Genomic DNA, 15,978 nt, shown 5'->3' on the forward strand with positions numbered 1-15,978 from the left:
ACGCTAAACCTTTGGCAAATTACAAAAAAAGTGTTAACCTGCTACGATATTTTGGGTTTATCCTTAAATACCAGCAGGAAAAGGAGCCCTACGGCAAAAGCATAGGAAGCAAAAATCATCCAAGAGATCCGCCATCCGCCCAGCTGATCTGCCGGTGTTTCTTGGGAGTAAACGAAATGATTGACCACGAGCTGCGCCCCGAGCATACCGAGAGTGGCTCCGAAGCCGTTGGTCATCATCATAAAAATGCCCTGCGCACCGGAGCGTAGATTCGCCGGCGTTTCCCTGTCCACATAGAGCGAACCGGATACATTAAAGAAATCGAAAGCTACACCGTACACGAGCATTGATAGGATAAAAAATGGCAGCCCTGGGCCGGGATCTCCTGCGGCAAAGAGCGCAAAACGGAGGAACCAGGCGAACATCGCGATGAGCATCACTATTTTTATTCCGAATCTTTTCAGAAAAAATGGTATCAGGAGGATGCAAAGTGTTTCGGAAATCTGCGACAGCGAGATGAGCGCGTTGGCGTGGTTGGCCCCCCAAGTATCGGCAAATTCGGGAATTTCCTTAAATGAAGTGATGAATGGGTTGGCATATCCGTTGGTTATCTGGAGGGAAACACCGAGCAGCATTGAGAATATGAAGAATACCGCCATCCGGCTGTTTCGGAAGAGGCTGAAGGCTTCGATATTAAAGGCTTTAGAAAGTGATGCTTTGTCCGGAGATGAGGAGATTGGTACCGTTGGGCAGGGTAAATGTGTAGAAAAACATCAGGATGCCCAAGGCTGCCGAGGTGAAGAACTGGGCGTAAGTATTTTGAAAGCCAGTGAAATCTACAAAGAGCATAGCGAGGATAAAGCCTATCGTTCCTATGGTGCGGATGGGTGGGAAGGCAGTCACAGTGTCTTCGCCGTTTTTCAATAAAATGCTGTATGCCACGGAGTTGGAAAGCGCAATGGTAGGCATATAAAACGCCATACTCAAGCTGTAAAGGGAGAATAGGGTGGCAAAATCTACGCTACTGCCCGACTGCATGCCTACATAGCCTGCAAGCGCTAGGAAGGCTGCCGCCAATGCGTGGCAGATCCCGAGCAGGCGCTGCGCGGGGATCCAGCGGTCTGCCACCATACCCATCAGCGGGGGGATGAATATCGAGACGAAACCCTGCATCGCGTAGAACCAGCCAATCTTATCACCCAAGCCGATGCTTGCCAGCCAGCTGCCCATCGAGGTGAGATAGGCACCCCAAACTGCGTACTCAAGGAAATTGAGGATGCTGAGCCTTAGCTTTATGCTCATTAGTCTATTTTTTTATCGCGCTTTTTTAGTTCCTCCTGAATTTCCAGGGCAGTATCGAAATCCTCTTCCTGAACGGCCTTATCCAGAAGATCCTGAAGCGCCTCTTTTGTTACTCCCTGATAGTCACCATCTTCCGCTTTGTCCTGCTCTGCAGGGATTTCTTCAATATCCAGGATGATGCCCGTCTCGTTTAAGACCTCTTTTGTGGTATAGATTGGCGCTCCGCTTCGTACCGCCATCGCCACCGCATCGGAGGTACGGGCATCCAAAATCAGCTCCTCTCCGGATTCGTTGTCTCTGAAATTAATATTGGAGTAGAAAACACCGTCCACAATCTGATAAATTACCACCGACTCAAGAGTAAAATTTACGGCAGAGACGAAACTCGTAAAGAGATCGTGCGTTAGCGGCCTAGGCGGCTGTATATCCTTCTCCAAACCGAGAGAAATCGATTGCGCTTCGTAATTTCCGATGACCACCGGAAGTTTCATCCGAGATTCTTCATCTTCCAGCAAAAGTGCATAGGCACCGGATTGCGTTTGGCTGTAGGAAATGCCGCGAATTCTGAGTCTTTTGTAATCCATTCAACAAATATAGAAAAATGATAATTGACCGATGAGATATAAAAAAGCCCGGCTAAAAAACCAGGCGTTGATGAAATCTTATTTTTTCTTTTTTTTCTGAGGCTGCGGGCTCACTTCCTCCAGCTTTACATCGTCCTTTCTGCCGCCTCTCAGCAAATCGTAGGAAATTGCCGAGGAAATGAAAATAGACGAATAGGTACCGAAACCGATGCCCAGCAAAAGCGCAAACATAAAGCCACGCAAATTCTCTCCGCCGAAGATGAAAATCGCCAGGATTACAAGTAGCGTAGTCATCGATGTATTGAAGGTTCTGCCCAGCGTGCTGCTTATTGCATTATCGAACAGGCCTTCCAAAGTTGTGGATTTTCTATCGCGCAAATATTCCCGAATTCTATCGAAAACAATCACCGTATCATTGATGGAATAACCGAGCACGGTAAGGATTGCGGCGATGAAATCCTGATTGATCTCCATATTGAACGGCATCACATTTTTCAGCAATGAATAGGCACCGAGGATGATGATGGAGTCGTGCGCAAGGCCTGCAATAGCGCCAAGCGAGAACTGCCACTTATTAAACCTGAACAAGATGTAGATGAAAATTCCGCAAAGTGCAGCCAGCACGGCGAACATTCCGCCTTTCTTAATATCGTCTGCAACGCTCGGTCCAACTTTCGAGGACGAAACAATGCCATAATTCACATTACCCGACGATCGGAAATTCTGCACCGTGGCATTCTGCGGAAGGAATGGTTTCAGCCCTTCGAAAAGCTTGGTTTCCACTTCCTGATCGGCCTTCAGAGAGGCATCATCAATTTTATAATCGGTGGTGATTTTCAGCTGGTCTGCATTACCAAAAGTCTTGATATCCAGAGAGCTGCCCGTGTTATCTTCCGTCTTGAAGACTTTCTGCAAAGAAGCCTTCGCCTGCTGAGAACTTACCGGATTTTCAAACCTTACCACGAAACTTCTGCCGCCCTTGAAATCAATGCCGTACTTGAAGCCTTGCGTGAAAATCGAAATCAAGCTTCCCACCATCAAAATCGCCGAGATGATGTAGAAAACTTTTCTTCTCCGAATGAAATCGAACCATACATTCCGGAAGAGATTCTTGGTAGGCTTCGTCCAAACGGTAATCGGCTTGCCTTTTTCCAGCCTTGTGAAAATCATCACCCTCGAAAGAAGTACGGATGTGAAGAAAGTCATTACCAGACCGATGATGAGCGTAACGGCAAAGCCCTGGATAGGCCCCGTGCCGAAGATGTAGAGAACGATGGCGGTAAGCACCGTGGTAAGCTGCCCATCGATAATCGCGGAGAGCGCGTGGCGGAAACCATCTTCATAGGCCTGCCTGATGGGCTTGCCGGCGAAGAGTTCTTCGCGCGTTCTTTCGTAGATAATCACATTGGCATCAATGGCCATACCCATCGTAAGCACGATACCTGCAATGCCGGGCAGCGTAAGCGTGGCATCCAGGGAGTCCATTATCCCAAAAATGAAGAACAGGTTGAAAATCATTGAGATTACGGCGTAGATACCTGCACCGCCGTAGTAGAAAATCATATAGGCGATGATGATGGCAAAGGCAACAAGGAATGAGATGATACCGGCACGGATGGATTCCTTACCAAGAGACGGCCCTACCACATCTGCCTGCACAATTTTCGCGCTTGCCGGCAATTTCCCTGCTGCCAATACATCCACTAAGTCCTTGGCTTCTTCCTGCGTGAAGTTTCCGGAAATTTGCGTTCTGCCGTTTAGGATGGCGTTCACCACAATTGGCGCGGTGTACACCCTGTCGTCCAAGGTTACCGCCACAGGCTTGCCCACATTTTTCTCGGTAAGCGTTTTCCATTCCTTCGCGCCTTTGCTGTCCATCTGCATATCCACCACTACCCTGCCAAGCTCGTCGTAGTTTATGCGGGAAGATTCCACCGCACCATCCACCGGAGCTTTCTGAGCGATATTGCCTCGGATGGCATATAGCACCAGGTTATCCGGGTCGCCGCTTTCCGGCTTGTAGCCCCACATAAACTGGGTGTACTTCATATTGGCCGGCCTAGCGTTTTTCGCAAATTCGCTGCGCAATATGTTGTTGATAGCCGCCGTGTCAGAAAGTTTCACATTGGCAACGCCATTGGAACGCAGCGTGTTCAGCTGCATCATATTAATAAGGTTGGAGTTCTTGGCAACGCCGATGGAATCGCCTTTCGTGCTGATGATGGCATTCAGGGTTTCGAAATAAGGATAAACTTCCTCCAGCTGCTGCACTTCCCAGAATTGAAGCTTCGCCGAAGTCTGCAGCATTTGCTTTACCCTGTCGATATCCTTAATGCCGGGCATTTCCACGGAAATCCTTCCTGTGCCTGGCACACGCTGAACATTCGGCTGCGTAACGCCCATTTTGTCAATCCTAGTACGGATGACTTCGTAGGCTGCACCGGTGGCCTGCTCTATTTTGCGGCGCACGATTTCCTTTACCTCAGCGTCCGTTGTGTTGTATTTTATCTCGGAAAAATTGACATTGCCGAAAACTTCAGGGTCGGCAAGTTTCATATCCAGACCTTCCTGCCTGTTCATTTTGTCGAACTCGTCGAAGAAGATTTCGATGTATGCCCTGCCGGAATTTCCCGCGATTTTATCGGTTCTGTTCAGCACCTCCTGCAGCATTCCGTTGGTGGAATTGTTGGTAAGGTTGTTCACCAGATCCCGCTGGTTGATTTCCAGCAAAACATTGATGCCGCCCTTCAAATCCAGGCCTAGCTTCATTTCGCGCTCTTTCGCCCTGGTGTAATATAGCTTCGTGAAGCCCAGGTTCAGCGTGTCTTTCTTCAGCCGTTCGATTTCCTCTTGATACTTCTGCGGATCGCCGTAAGAGATGGCCTCTGCCTGCCGCTCAACTTTCGAGCTGTACCAGGTGGGAAGCAGTTCATTGATACAAATCAGCGCCAGTACGATAGCGACGATTTTCACCAGCCCTTTTCCTTGCATTGTAAAAAAGCATTAAAAATTTAGTCGGCAAAGATAACGAAAAAGAGCCAAGACACAAGATACAAGAATCAGGATTTGGGAATTTAAAATTTGGTAATTTGTTAATGTAGGGTCGGCTGGCTGTTAAATATCGTCACTTAAAAACCTTAACCTAAGCCTCCTTCTGCCTTCTTACTTTTTACTTTTTACTTTTACTTGGCTCTTCGCTTACACCGTCATCGAAAAAATCCGTGTTTCCGGCTTGTTGCGTAGCATTCGCAAATCGAAGGTCATCGCTACATTCCTTGTGAATGCCCTGCCCTTCTCGGTGATTTTCAATTGATTATCATAAATTTCCACAAGGCCATCGGCTTCCATTTCGCGAAGCTGCTGCAGCGAAGCTTCCAGTTCAGGGAAGGCCGTCTGAATATCCCACGAAGTTTCCAGCCTGCACATCAGGTTGAGAATGTGCTGCCGTATTACCAAGTCTTCTTCATTTAAAATATGGCCCTTCACCACGGGAATCTCGCCGTTTGCCACAAGTTTTTGGTACTCCTCCACCGATTTTTCATTTTGCGCAAAAGCATACCAGGAATCCGAAATTGATGATGCGCCCAGGCCAATCATCAGCTGCGTTTTGCTGGAAGAGTAGCCCATAAAGTTCCGGTGTATCTTCCCGCTAATCAGGCTTTTATATAGCTCGTCGGTTTCCAGCGAGAAATGGTCCATCCCAACTTCTTTATAGCCTAAATCCTCCAAAAGTTTTTTGCCGTTTTCATAAAGCCTGCGCTTTTCTTCGCCGGAAGGAAGGTCGTTTTCATCGAAGCCGCGCTGCCCGTTGCCCTTTATCCAGGGAACATGGGCGTAAGAGTAGAAGGCAATTCTGTCCGGCTTCAGCTGCATCGTTTTGCGGATGGTGCTCTCGGTTTTTTCCCAATCCTGATGCGGCAACCCGAAAACCAAATCGTGCGAAATGCTGCTGTAGCCTATTTCCCGTGCAACTTCCGTCACATATTTTACATTTTCAAAAGGCTGAACGCGGTTGATGGCTTTCTGCACTTTCAAATCATAATCCTGCACGCCAAAACTGCATCTTCGGAAGCCCAAATCGTACAGCGTTTGCAGATGTTCCTTAGTCGTATTATTCGGATGGCCTTCGAAGGAAAACTCGTGTTCATCGGGAATTTCAGCGGTGGAAAAGATGCCTTCCAGCAAAATTTTCAGATTTTCCGGCGAGAAGAAAGTTGGCGTTCCGCCGCCTAAATGCAGTTCGCGGATTACCGGCTTTTCAGTGTTTCCGTTTTGCTTAAACAAATCCAGGTAAAGCTGCCATTCCTGCAAAACCGCCTGAATGTAAGGGTTTTCCACGCTGTGCTTTTTCGTGATGCGCTTATGACAGGCGCAGAATGTGCACAGCGATTCGCAGAATGGCAGGTGTATGTAGATGGAAATGCCTTCGGTGGAATTGCTTTCGCTGAAGGACTTCACCACGGATTTTTTCCACAAATTGGGCGAGAAGCTATGCAAGTCCCAAAACGGAACGGTGGGATAGGATGTGTATCGTGGGCCTGGAATGTTGTACTTATCAATCAGCGAAATCATTTTGCAAAAATAGAGAAGATTTTAGAACCGAGAGGCAAGATGCAGGACACGAGATTCAAGACCGAAGGCTGAAAAAAAACTTTGTCAAAGCTGGGGACTTTGACAAAGCTTGAAAGGGTAGATATATGCGTTTCGCCAAAAGGTAAAAGTCAATCGCCAAACGCCATCAGCCGAACTAACCTTTGCCCTTCATAAAATAATAGCCGTAATAGAAAATGTGGAACACCGCTAAAACCGCCGCCAGGATGACAAGGCCGGTATCATCCACATTTGGATTTTGGTGGTGGAAGAAGGTGAGGATGCCCAGCAGCAGCGTAAGCCCAAAGCCAGAGAGCGCTACGCCGCGGTAAGATTTCGCATCGGAAGCATTGCCGCTTTCAATCGCCAAAAATGAATTTTTTATGCCGCGGAACAAGTAGATATCCAGCCCTATCATCATCCAGGCTATCAGCCGAATCCAGGTGTCGAATGGCAGGAACGCCATCATCCCGAAACAAACGAGAATCCCAAGAATCGGAACCAGCGGCACCAATGGCGTTTTGAACGCTCTAGGTGCATTAGGCTGTGTTTTGCGCATTACCAAAACGCCGATGCATACGAGGATGAATGCAAACAGAGTTCCGATGGAAGTCATTTCGCCCACTACTCTTCCAGGAATGAAGGCGGCGAAAAGGCTTACTAGAATCATAAAAAAGAAATTGGATTTGAAAGGCGTGCGGAATTTCGGGTGAATTTCCGAGAAGGCTTTCGGAAGAAGCCCATCCTTGCTCATCGAGTAGAAAACGCGGCTTTGCCCCATCAGCAAAACCAAAATTACCGATGCGTAGCCAAGCAGAATGGCGATGATGATGGTGTTGTTCAGCCAGGGATAGGCAGGAACAGGCCTTCCGTTCACGATATCACCCATATGATCAATGGCGATGGCTACAGGCGCTAAATGGTCGCTCGCATTGCCGCCCGCAAATTCGCTGTAATGCGCTACGCCTACCATCACATAGGCGAAAAGCACATATAGCACCGTGCAAATCAGCAGTGAGCCCATAATACCGATGGGCATTGCTTTTTTCGGGTTTTTCGTTTCCTGCGCTGCCGTGGAAACCGCATCAAAACCAACATAGGCGAAGAACACAATTGCCGCCGCACGGATGACACCGCTCCAACCAAACTCGCCAAATTCTCCCGTGTTTTCGGGGATGAAAGGTGTCAGGTTTTCCGGCCTTACATATTTGAAACCAACGAAAATGAATATCAGCACTACGGCAACTTTCATTACAACGATAATTGCGTTCAGCCTGGAAGATTCCGAAGTGCCCTTTATCAAAACTAAGGACATTAAAATAACGATGAACACCGCCGGGAGATTAACAATGCCGCCGTCGAAAGGCGTGGTCATCAGTTCTAGCGGCAGCGCAACGCCGTAGTTGCTGAAAAGTTTGACGAGATAGCCCGACCAGCTGGAAGCTACCGTAGCCGCAGCTACAGCATACTCCAGCACCAGATCCCAGCCGATAACCCACGCGATAAATTCGCCCAAAGTAGCGTAGGTATAGGTGTAGGCACTGCCTGCCACAGGAATCATCGAAGCAAATTCCGCATAGCAAAGCCCTGCGAAAGCGCAGCCAAGAGCCGCAATAATGAAGGAAATCATAATGCCTGGGCCTGCATTATTGGCAGCGGCCATCCCAGTAATCGAGAACAGACCGGCACCAATGATGGCGCCAATCCCCAGCGCGATAAGCCCGCCGGAAGAGAGCGTTCTTTTCAGGCCTTTTTCGCTTTCTGAGGCTTCATTCAAAAGTCTTTCAAGCGGTTTCGTTTTCCAAAGCTGCGACATATTTTCAATTTTTCTTTTCACGAAAATAATATTTTTTCTGAAAGTTTAAGATTTTTTTAAGATTTCTGCTAAAATTACCCACTGCAGAACTTCGCCGCCTTATTTTTATTTTTGCACGATGAATTTCATAGAGCTGCTTGCAGAGCCTTACAAAACCTACGAAAACTGGCAGATTGCGTTGGAAGTTATCGGCACGCTTTTCGGCATCGTCAGCGTTTTTTTCTCCATCCGCAAAAACATCCTGTACTATCCCATCGGCATCGTTTCCACGAGCATTTATGTGGTGCTGCTCTACCGTTTCGGTTTGCTGGGCGATATGCTCATCAATTTTTATTATACGGTGATGAGCATATACGGTTGGGTGCTTTGGTCAAGGCATACCACGGACAATTTCCACATCGAAGCAAGCCGCGCTACAAAACGGGAATGGAAGATTTCGGCGATGCTTTTCTGCGCAAGTTTCCTATTGGTTCTATTGGTTTATTATTTCAAACCGGCTATCGACAATGGCTTTTCGATGAAGAGTATCGATTTGGGAATCAACCACTTAGACTGGGCAAACTGGATGGATATGTTCACCACTTCCCTTTTCTTGATCGCGATGTGGCTGCAGGCAAAACGGCGGATTGAATGCTGGATTCTCTGGACAATTGGCAACATCATCTGCATTCCGATGATGATTTACAAAGGCTTGGTGATTTCATCCTTCCAATATTTCGTGTTTTCGATAATGGCTTTCGCCGGCTGGAAAGAATGGCAGAAAACATTGAGACCGAGGGAAAATGTTCCAATCCCTTAATTTTGCAATTATGAACTTCTACAAATTCCAGGGCACAGGAAATGATTTCGTGATGATTGACAACCGAAATAAAACTTTTCCCATTGATAATCAATTGATTAAGAAGCTATGCGACCGCAGATTTGGAGTTGGTGGGGATGGATTAATATTGCTGGAAAATGCGGAAGAAGCCGATTTTAAAATGGTGTATTTTAATTCGGACGGCAATGAATCTACAATGTGTGGAAATGGCGGAAGATGCATTGTGGCATTCGCAAAATTTCTGAATATTTTTGAAGATTATTGTAAATTCATAGCAATAGACGGCCTGCACGAAGCGGAAATCAGTGGAAATAATGTAAAACTAAAAATGAGCGATGTAGATGAAATTACCGAAAATAACGGCAATTTCGTTTTGGATACAGGCTCACCGCATTTTGTGAAATTTGTGGAAAATCTACACGAGTATCCTGTTTACGAAAAAGGCAAAGAAATCCGTAATTCATTGACATTTCGTGAAAATGGAATCAATGTTAATTTTGTGGAAATTCTCGATAAAAATTCTATTTTCGTAAGAACTTATGAGCGTGGTGTGGAAGACGAAACTTTAAGCTGTGGTACCGGTGCTACGGCTTCTGCACTGGCTTTTATCAAAGATAAAAATTTATCGGAAGTAAATGTAAATGTTCTTGGCGGAAATCTAAAAATTTATGCTAAGAAAAATCATAACTCATTCAAAAACATTTGGTTAGAAGGCCTGGCAACACAGGTTTTTTTTGGCACTATTGATTTAAACAATTTTTAAAAAATGAAAACAAACGCATCTAAAATAATCATCCCAATCATTTTATTTGTGCTGATTCTCGGCGGATTCTTTGGCTACAAGTATTACAAAAATAATTACGCTAACAATGTGGCAAAGGAAGGAATTTTGCTCATTCCGAAAAATGCGGATTTTTCAACAATTAAGGATTCTATTTCACAATTTTTAATTGAGCCAAACTCTTTTGAGAAAATGGCGAAAGCTGAAAATCTTGACAAATATTTTCACACTGGGCGCTACGAAATTAAGGCTGGAAAAACAAACAAGGAAATTGTGCAAATGATAAAACTTGGCGAGCAAAGTCCGCTGAATTTCCGCATCGGCGATTTTTACAATGTGTATCATCTTGCCGGCAGGGTGAGCCGGAAAACGGAGATGGATTCGCTGCAATTCTGCAACGGCCTCGATAAAATTGCGGCGGAGAAAGGCCTTCGCAACGCCGAAGACTTGAAAAAATATTTTTTTATCGATACTTATCAATTTTTCTGGACGGTAACGCCGGAGGAATTTTTCAAAAAATTCGAAGACCAGTACAATGCCTTTTGGAATGCGGAACGCACTGAAAAAGAACGACTTAGCAGACTTACGAGAGATGAAATTTATGCATTGGCATCCATCGTCTACAAGGAATCCGGCGGAATGCCCGACGAAATGAGGACGATTGCAGGCCTGTACCTGAACCGCTACCGAAAAGGGATGAAGCTGCAAAGCGACCCAACCGTAATTTACACCGTTCTGCTTTCGGAGGATTTCAGAAAGCCTGCGCTGAAACGCGTTCTGTACCGGCATTTGGCGATGCCTTCGCCGTATAACACCTATGCCAATGCAGGAATTCCACCGGGACCGATTTGTGTGGTGGATAAAAATTCTGTGGATGCCGTGCTGAATCCTGAGCAGCACAATTATATATTCATGGCGGCAGACCCCAACCGAAGAGGCTACCACAATTTCACGGCAAGCGGTGCAGAGCACTTGAAAAATGCGAAGGTATATCAGGAATGGATTTCAATACAGCAAAGACAAAAGTAAATTTTCCAGGGAGCGCCGTTTGCCATATTGCAAAAATCTTTTCCGATTGAATGCGACTTGTGAGGATTCTTCCTCATAATGAATTTTTGAGATTTCGCAAATTTTTAGCATAATTTTTAACATTTACAAATAAGCCCAAAAATTTTAACTCAATCCTGAAAATAGCATCTACAAAGGAAATAAAACTATTTTTATGATCGAGAAATTTGAAGCGGTGGCCATCTTCCGAAGGAAAACTCTGGGGCTGGCCTTTACGATGGGGGCTGCAGCGCTGGCTTTTGCGCAGGAAAAAAGCACGGTAACCGGAAGAATCGTGAACAACCAAAATCAGCCGGTGCCTTATGCAGCGGTAACTTTCGAGAGCGCGAACAAAACGAATAACGATGCTGCCTTGGCGGATGACAAAGGGAACTTCACCGTGCAGCTTGTGCCGGGAAATTACAGCGTGACGGTGGAGGCCTTCGATCATAAAAAAGTTAAAATTCAAAAACAGATTTCCCGCGGAAACATCGGCACGATAAAAATCGAGCGCGAAAGCATCGGCACCAATGCCAAAACCACCGAGATAGAATCCGTAACGATTACCGCCACAGCCAAACCGATGAGGGTGGAAATCGACAAGAAAGTTTACGATCCAAGCCAGGATGTCATCAGCAAGGGCGGAAATTTGCAGGATGTGCTGCAGAATGTGCCTTCGGTAAATGTGGAAACGGATGGCACGGTTTCGATGCGCGGAAATTCCAATGTGAAATTCCTGATAAACGGGAAACCATCTTCCCTGCTGGGCATCGATGATGGTGCAGATGCGCTGAAATCCATCTCTGCGGAGCAGATTGAGCGCATCGAGGTAATTACCAATCCTTCATCGAAATTTGAAGCCGGCGGAACTTCCGGCATCCTGAACATCATCCTGAAAAAAAATAAGAAAACCGGCTTCAACGGCAGCGTGACGGGAAGCCTGGGCTACCTGCCGCAAACTTCGCTGAACGCCAACCTTGGCTGGAAGAAGGGCAATCTTTCCTGGTTCCTGAACGGAGGCGGCGGATACAGGGAGGGCGAATTTACAACTGAAAACGACCTGATATACAAAGTGCCGACTTCGCTGAAAGCCCGCTATGAAAGAGGAACAAGCGAATCCAATATGGATTTCTACAACATCAGCAGCGGTATTGTTTATGATTTTAACGAGCGTACTTCGGTGAATCTTTCTGGCTCGGCGAGAACTTTCCTTGCGGATAATTCCGGAACGGTGGACAGAACTTACCAATGGCTGAATGCGCCGGAAACTGCGGACAGAAGGAACACCGTGGGAAGAACGGAGAGCTACGCTTTTCAGGCGGACATTGGCGCAGACCATAAATTTAACAACAATGGGCACAACATTTCCGTTTCCCTGAGTGCGCAGAAACGCAAGAGCGAATCGCCTTCCACAGCTGGTGAATTCCATGGCACGCAAAGCCTGTTTGAAGATTTCGTGAAACAGATCAACGAGACGAAAAACCTGATTGGTAAGGTGGATTATGAATTGCCAATTGGCGAAAAATCCAAGTTGGAGGCAGGCTACAGGATTGACATCAACGATTTCAATTACGATAACGACATCAGCCGCAGCGAATTGGGCTCACCTGTTTTTCAGCTGCCGAGATTTACTAACAAAACGGATTACACCGAAACCTTCAATGCGGCGTACCTTCAGTTTAAAAGTAAAATCGGTGAGAAGTTCGGCTATCAGCTTGGTTTGCGGAATGAACATTCTTCGGTGGACATAGATTACCGAAACCTGGCGAACGAAAACATCATCAAAAAGAAAAACTACAACAGCCTTTTCCCGAGCGTTTATCTGAGCTATGAACTTTCGAAAGGCAATGAGTTTTTACTCAACTTTTCCCGAAGGATAGATAGGCCGCGCGGATTTTTTATGATTCCAAACGGCAAGTACAGCAACCCGCTGAACATTTTTGAAGGAAATATCGATTTGGATCCGTCTTTCGTAAATTCCTTTGAGCTGGGCTACAATTTCAGCAAAAGGAAAATCACCCTAAACCCTACGCTGTACTATAAGAAAACGGTGGACGATGTGAAGGTGCTTTCTTACCGGAAAGATTTGCGCGATACACCGGATAACGATCCGCAAACTCTTTATGCAAAGCCGATCAACTTGGGTGATGAAGAGCGCTACGGCCTTGATTTGAATTTCAGTGTAGACCCATTATCCTGGCTGAGGCTGATGGGAAGCGTGGATCTGTACGGCTACAGAACGACGGGAATTGCGAACTATGAATACATCGATGCGAACGGAACGGTGCAGAATGCGGTGCGGAATTTCGAAGGCGACGGCTTTAATACGAGAGCAAGGCTGAATACGACTTTCCGCTTTGACAAGACGCTGAGCCTGCAGCTGATGGGCTTCTACCGAGGCGGAAGAAAGACGGCAACTTCCAAAAGTGACCCGATGTATGGAATGGATTTGGGAATTTCAAAGACGATTTGGAAGGGCGATGGCAACATTAATTTCAGCGTGCAGGATGTGTTCAACAGCAGAAACCGCACGACCTACAGCTTCACGGAAGAATTCGACAGCAGGAATTATATGAAGTACAGCCCGCGGAATTTCAGCATCTCGCTCACCTACCGCTTTAGAGAAGGCGAAAAGGTGGATACGAGACGGCGCCCAAGACAAGAAGCCAGCTTCCAGGACGATGAAATGGGAATGTAATTCTGAAAAAAAAACTGCACCGATGAAAGTGCAGTTTTTTTGATATTATTTTCGGCTTTCCAGATATTTCTGCCATTCCCAGGTTGTGCGCAGCGCTTCTTCCAACGGTGTATCTGCCTTCCAGCCCAGTTCCCGCTCCGCCTTGTCGGCATTGGCATAGGCAATGGTGATGTCGCCGGCTCTTCTGTCGCAGATTTTATACGGCACCGCTACGGAATTTGCCTTTTCGTAGGCCTGAACTATTTCAAGAACGGAGGTACCCTTGCCAGTCCCGAGATTGTAAATATCAATCACCGTATCTTTATTCTCGTTAATAAGTTTCTTCAGTGCGGCTACATGGGCTTTCGCCAAATCCCCCACATAAATATAATCGCGGATCGCCGTGCCGTCCGGCGTGGGATAATCGTTGCCCCAGATGTTCAGATGCTCGCGAATTCCTGCGGCAGTTTGCGTAACATACGGAATCAGGTTGTTGGGAATTCCAATCGGCAGCTCTCCGAGTTTTGCTGAAGGATGCGCACCAATCGGGTTGAAATACCGCAGTACCGAAATTTTTTTATGATGCGCCCTCGCAAAATCCATCAGAATTTCTTCGCCCATCTGCTTCGTTTTTCCATAGGAAGATTCCGGCGTTTTCAGCGGTGTACTTTCGTCAATCGGCATTTCATCGGCCTGGCCGTAAACCGTGCAGGACGAGCTGAAAATGAAGTTGGAAATATTTCTTTCCTTGAATTCCTGCAGAATATTTATCAGCGAAAAGAGATTGTTTTCATAATAATCCAGCGGTATTACCTGGCTTTCCCCCACTGCCTTGAATGCGGCAAAATTTATGCAGCCCTCTATCTTATGGGCGTCCAGAACCTGCTTGAGAAGCTCCCGCCGCTTCAGATCGAACGGGTAGAAGGCCGGCTCTTTGCCAGAAACCTCTTTTATATTTTTTAAAATAAATTTCTCGGTATTGGAGAGATCGTCCACTATTACGACATCGAAGTCATTGGCAAGCAGCTCCACCACGGTGTGCGAGCCTATGTAGCCGAGACCTCCGGTTACAAGTATGGTCATCTGTTATTTTTAAAATTAATAAAACCCTGAAATCAGGAGAAAAACTCCAGCACCGCATCAGAAATGTAGCGCAGCTGCTCCTCATCAAGTTCCGTATGCATGGGCAGGGACAGCACTTCTTTCGTCAATTTGTCGGTATTTACAAAATCGGCATCATTACTTTCTTGGAAATATGCTTTTTGCTTTCTAAGCGGCACGGGATAATAGATCATCGCAGGGATTTCCTTTTCATCAAGAAATTTCTTCAGCTCATCCCTCTTTCCGTTTTTAATCCTTAGCGTGTACTGGTGGAATACATGGCTGCTGTTTCTCGCGCGCGTAGGCGTCAGAATATCGGAGCAATTCCTGAAGGCATCATCGTAGAAGTCCGCCGCCCACTGCCGTGCCTCGTTGTACCCATCCAGGTGTGGGAGTTTCTTACGGAGCACCGCCGCCTGAATGCTGTCCAGCCGAGAATTTACCCCCACCTCATCGTGGTAGTAGCGCTCGTACATACCGTGGTTGCAGATGCCCCTTATTTTATAGGCTAAATCGTCGTCATTGGTGAAAATCGCGCCCCCGTCCCCGTAGCAGCCAAGGTTCTTGGATGGGAAGAAGGAAGTAGTCCCGATGTGCCCCATCGTTCCGGATTTTTTCACACTACCGTCCGGTAAAGTAAATTCCGCGCCGATAGCCTGCGCATTATCCTCAATCACAAAAAGATTGTGCTCGCGAGCAATTTCCAGAATCTGCCCCATATCCGCGCATTGCCCGAAGAGATGCACCGGGATTATCGCCTTGGTTTTCGGCGTAATGGCTTTGCGGATTTTCTCCGGGTCGATGGTAAATGTGTCATAATTTACATCCACAAGTACTGCCTTTAGTTTCAGCAAATGAATCACCTCCACCGTGGCGGCGAAAGTAAAATCCGCTGTGATTACTTCATCGCCCTCCTCCAGCCCAAGCGCCATCAGGGCAATCTGAAGCGCGTCGGTACCGTTGGCGCAGGGGATCATATGTTTTACCCCGAGATAGCCTTCGAGTTCTTCCTGAAATTTCTTTACCTCAGGCCCGTTGATAAACGCCGCGGAATCCATCACATTGGTCACTGCATTATCGACCTCTGACTTTATGCGGTAATACTGGCTCTGGAGGTCCACCATCTGGATCTTCCTCATAAAAATGTTTTTGGTAAAAATACGAAATTACGACTAAAAACGAAAGGAACCAAGAGCCAGTATTCGAGATTTCGAAATATCGGCACGGATGTTTTCTCTCTTGCCACACTGATTTCTCTCG

At 46.7% G+C, this 15,978-nt stretch carries 10 protein-coding genes and 1 pseudogene; 4 read left to right on the plus strand and 7 right to left on the minus strand.

Annotated features, from left to right (window positions below; translation table 11 throughout):
• Positions 1-41: 41 nt before the first annotated feature.
• The 5 genes and pseudogenes from BUB43_RS03485 to BUB43_RS03505 all read right to left on the minus strand — a co-directional run bounded on the left by BUB43_RS03485 (position 42) and on the right by BUB43_RS03505 (position 8,292).
• A pseudogene (locus tag BUB43_RS03485) lies at positions 42-1,302 on the minus strand (MFS transporter).
• The gene (locus tag BUB43_RS03490; RefSeq protein WP_073178371.1) at positions 1,302-1,886 is read right to left on the minus strand and encodes a bifunctional nuclease family protein; all 585 of its coding nucleotides are present in this window, start codon (positions 1,884-1,886) and stop codon (positions 1,302-1,304) included. The pseudogene BUB43_RS03485 and the gene BUB43_RS03490 overlap by 1 nt, the downstream one beginning before the upstream one ends.
• A gap of 78 nt (positions 1,887-1,964) precedes the next feature.
• Complete coding sequence (gene secD / locus BUB43_RS03495; RefSeq protein ID WP_073178373.1) at positions 1,965-4,877, minus strand: protein translocase subunit SecD; 2,913 nt, start codon at positions 4,875-4,877, stop codon at positions 1,965-1,967.
• Between the two features lie 207 nt (positions 4,878-5,084).
• On the minus strand, positions 5,085-6,458 hold the full coding sequence (hemN, locus tag BUB43_RS03500; RefSeq protein ID WP_073178375.1) for an oxygen-independent coproporphyrinogen III oxidase: 1,374 nt from the start codon (positions 6,456-6,458) through the stop codon (positions 5,085-5,087).
• Between the two features lie 175 nt (positions 6,459-6,633).
• A complete protein-coding gene (locus BUB43_RS03505) occupies positions 6,634-8,292 on the minus strand; it encodes an amino acid permease (RefSeq protein ID WP_073178376.1) in 1,659 nt (552 codons plus the stop codon).
• A 118-nt stretch (positions 8,293-8,410) separates the two neighbouring features.
• Here BUB43_RS03505 and pnuC point away from each other — a divergent pair, with 118 nt between their 5' ends.
• The 4 genes from pnuC (at position 8,411) to BUB43_RS03525 (ending at position 13,638) form a co-directional block, all read left to right on the plus strand.
• Positions 8,411-9,091 carry a nicotinamide riboside transporter PnuC gene (pnuC, locus tag BUB43_RS03510; protein ID WP_073178378.1) on the plus strand — a complete coding sequence of 227 codons (681 nt, stop codon included), beginning with the start codon at positions 8,411-8,413 and terminating at the stop codon, positions 9,089-9,091.
• A gap of 10 nt (positions 9,092-9,101) precedes the next feature.
• A complete protein-coding gene (dapF, locus tag BUB43_RS03515; RefSeq protein WP_073178380.1) occupies positions 9,102-9,875 on the plus strand; it encodes a diaminopimelate epimerase in 774 nt (257 codons plus the stop codon).
• A gap of 3 nt (positions 9,876-9,878) precedes the next feature.
• Positions 9,879-10,922 carry an endolytic transglycosylase MltG gene (gene mltG / locus BUB43_RS03520; protein WP_073178381.1) on the plus strand — a complete coding sequence of 348 codons (1,044 nt, stop codon included), beginning with the start codon at positions 9,879-9,881 and terminating at the stop codon, positions 10,920-10,922.
• Positions 10,923-11,115: 193 nt separating this feature from the next.
• Entirely contained in the window at positions 11,116-13,638 is a 2,523-nt protein-coding gene (locus BUB43_RS03525; RefSeq protein WP_073178383.1) for a TonB-dependent receptor domain-containing protein, read from the plus strand.
• Positions 13,639-13,683: 45 nt separating this feature from the next.
• On the opposite strand, the gene galE is transcribed toward BUB43_RS03525, so the two are convergent.
• On the minus strand, positions 13,684-14,700 hold the full coding sequence (gene galE, locus BUB43_RS03530; RefSeq protein ID WP_073178385.1) for a UDP-glucose 4-epimerase GalE: 1,017 nt from the start codon (positions 14,698-14,700) through the stop codon (positions 13,684-13,686).
• Positions 14,701-14,732: 32 nt separating this feature from the next.
• Positions 14,733-15,857, minus strand: coding sequence for a DegT/DnrJ/EryC1/StrS family aminotransferase (locus tag BUB43_RS03535; protein WP_073178387.1), 1,125 nt, complete (start codon positions 15,855-15,857; stop codon positions 14,733-14,735).
• Positions 15,858-15,978 lie beyond the last annotated feature (121 nt).

This window comes from Cruoricaptor ignavus, assembly GCF_900141665.1.
GTDB classification, from domain to species: domain Bacteria; phylum Bacteroidota; class Bacteroidia; order Flavobacteriales; family Weeksellaceae; genus Cruoricaptor; species Cruoricaptor ignavus.